At 64.2% G+C, this 2,883-nt stretch carries 2 protein-coding genes; both read right to left on the bottom strand.

Annotated features, from left to right (window positions below):
- On the bottom strand, nucleotides 1-1,029 hold a 1,029-nt coding region (locus tag A5634_RS15585), incomplete at its 3' end, for a PE family protein (RefSeq protein ID WP_155769567.1).
- Nucleotides 1,030-1,443: 414 nt separating this feature from the next.
- Nucleotides 1,444-2,760 carry a hypothetical protein gene (locus A5634_RS15590; protein WP_172831711.1) on the bottom strand — a complete coding sequence of 439 codons (1,317 nt, stop codon included), beginning with the start codon at nucleotides 2,758-2,760 and terminating at the stop codon, nucleotides 1,444-1,446.
- Nucleotides 2,761-2,883 lie beyond the last annotated feature (123 nt).

Below are 2,883 nucleotides of genomic sequence, written 5' to 3' on the forward strand. Positions count from 1 at the left end.
GCCTGTTCCGCCCGTACCGCCGTTGGTGTGGTTGCCACCGGCGCCGCCGGTGGCGCCGGTGCCGCCGTTGCCGCCAATGCCCGCGCTGCCGGCGTTCGGGCCCACGCCAGCGCCCTGGCCGCCAGCTCCGCCGTGACCGCCCGCGCCACCGTCAGTGACGCTTAGTTGGGCAATAGTGGCGCCCGCGCCGCCCGAACCGCCGATACCGCCCGCGCCGCCGTTGCCATTGGCGCCCACGCCACCGCCGAACAATCCAGACGCCCCGCCGGCCCCACCCTGACCACCCAGACCGCCGTTGCCACCGGCACCCCCATTGACCGGGGAGGACCCTGTTACACCGGCCGCACCAGCTCCACCTGCTCCGCCGGCGCCACCCAGCCCGCCGGCTCCGCCGGCGCCACCAGCACCCCACAAAATCCCGCCATTGCCACCGGCTCCGCCGGCCCCGCCGGCCCCACCGTCGCCGCCGTGCATGCCCGTCGCACCGCCAGTGCCGGTCATACCCACACCGCCAGATCCGCCCCTGCCGCCGGCGCCGAACAGCCCCGCGTCACCGCCGGCCCCGCCGTTCTGCCCGGGCGCCCCGGCCGCGCCATTGCCGCCGTTGCCGATCAACCAGCCGCCCGCCCCGCCGGCGCCGCCGGGCGTTGTGGCATTGGCACCGTGACCGATCAGTGGGCGACCAGTCAGGATTTGACTGGGCGCGTTGACCACATTCAGGACACCTTGCTCCACAACCTGCAACGGTGAGACATTGGCTGCCTCCGCGCTGCCATAGGCGCCTCCCGCCTCGGCCAAGGACCGCACAAACTGGTCATGAAAGGCCGAAACCCGTGCACTGACAACCTGATAGTCGCGGGCATGCGTACCGAACAACGCCGCGATGGCCGCCGACACCTCATCGGCAGCCGCAGGCAATACCGTCGCTGTGGATGCCATCGCCGTCGCGTTGGCAGAGTTGATCGCCGAACCGATTCCCGACAACTCCGAAGCCACCGCAACCAACTCGTGGGGGACCGCGACCAACACCGTGGCATCTCCTTGGATTTGGACTCACCGACACCCAGCTCGGGCCGCAAACGTTGGGGCGCAGGGTCGTTCGTGTCAGCATTCAATGCACGCCGCGACTTTCATAGGGCAAAGCACATAAAGCTGCGCTAACACAAGGTGCAGATTGCACAATGAAGCAGACCGCAACAGCTCCGATTTATCCCGCCTGCGTGCGGCGTGGCGGCCGGACCTCGTGGATGTGTCCGCTGCGCTAGACAATCCCGCCCTAGCATTAGCGGGCGCGCTTGTCTGCCCGACGCGATTTTGATCGGACGACTAGTGAAGGTCGCGCCGAACTGAAGACCGCCGCCCACAGGCGGTTTGGAGCCGTGACGCGGCAGGCGAAGCGTTTACTCAGCCGCAACTCGGGAACGCCGCCGCAGTCGGGAGTACCTAACCCAACATGCTGCTGCTGATGTGCAGCGGCCCGATGCCGATCAGGTGGTCACCAGTCAAAAACAGGCCCTGGTTGTAATTGCCGTTATTACCGATGCCCAACATCTGCAACGGACCTAACGGCAACCCACTATTACCGACACCGCTATTGCCGATGCCCAGGTTGAGCATCCCGGTGTTGAACAGCCCCACATTCTGGCTGCCGCTATTCCAGCCCCCGACATTGTCTAGCCCGTGGTTGCCGATCCCGAACCCACCAAAGGTCGTGATCGGATCGGTCGGGGTGAAGTTCGGGCTCACATTGCCGATCCCCAGGTTCAGGGTGCCGGTATTGAAGAACCCGATATTGCCCTCACCGACATTGCCGTACCCCCAACTCGGCAACGCCGCCGCACCCGGCAACACCTGACCCAACGCCGCACTACTAATGCTCAGCGGTCCGATGCCGATCAGGTTGTCCCCAACCAGGCCGATCCCCAGATTGTGGTTGCCGAAGTTGAACAGGCCGTGGTTGAAGTTGCCGTTGTTACCGATCCCCAGACCGGCAAGGTTGCCGATCGGGAACCCGCCGTTGCCGGTGCCGGTGTTGGCGATGCCGAAGTTACCCAGCCCGTTGTTAAAGAAGCCGAAGTTGCCCATGGTCGGGTTGGCGGGGTCGACAGCAAAGTGGGGGCTCACGTTGCCAAAGCCCAAGTTGACGCTGCCGGTGTTGCCGATACCAATATTGGCCAGCCCATTGTTAAACGCCCCGATATTGCCCGCCATCAAGTTGTTCGGGTTAGGGCTGATGTTGCTAAGACCAAGGTTGCCCAACCCCTGATTCAGAATGCCCAGATTCAGATCACCGGTATTGAAGAACCCGACATTGTTATTGCCGACATTGCCGTAACCGTAGTTAACCCCCAGGTCCGCGGCCGCGGCCGGAAGCCCGCCCAAGGCACCGGCATTGATGTGCAGCGGCCCGATGCCGATCAGGTGGTCACCGGTCAAAAACAGGCCCTGGTTGTAATTGCCGTTATTACCGATGCCCAACATCTGCAACGGACCTAACGGCAACCCACTATTACCGACACCGCTGTTGCCGATCCCGAGGTTGAGCATCCCGGTGTTGAACAGCCCCACGTTCTGGCTGCCGCTATTCCAGCCCCCGACATTGTCTAGCCCGTGGTTGCCGATCCCGAACCCACCAAAGGTGCTGATCGGATCGGTCGGGGTGAAGTTCGGGCTCACATTGCCGATCCCCAGGTTCAGGGTGCCGGTATTGAAGAACCCGATATTGCCCTCACCGACATTGCCGTACCCCCAACTCGGCAACGCCGCCGCACCCGGCAACGGCGGGTTCCCGATCGGCAACCTTGCCGGTCTGGGGATCGGTAACAACGGCAACTTCAACCACGGCCTGTTCAACTTCGGCAACCACAACCTGGGCATCGGCCT

Origin of the sequence: Mycobacterium asiaticum (genome assembly GCF_001673365.1) — a bacterium.
In the GTDB taxonomy this organism is placed as follows: domain Bacteria; phylum Actinomycetota; class Actinomycetes; order Mycobacteriales; family Mycobacteriaceae; genus Mycobacterium; species Mycobacterium asiaticum_A.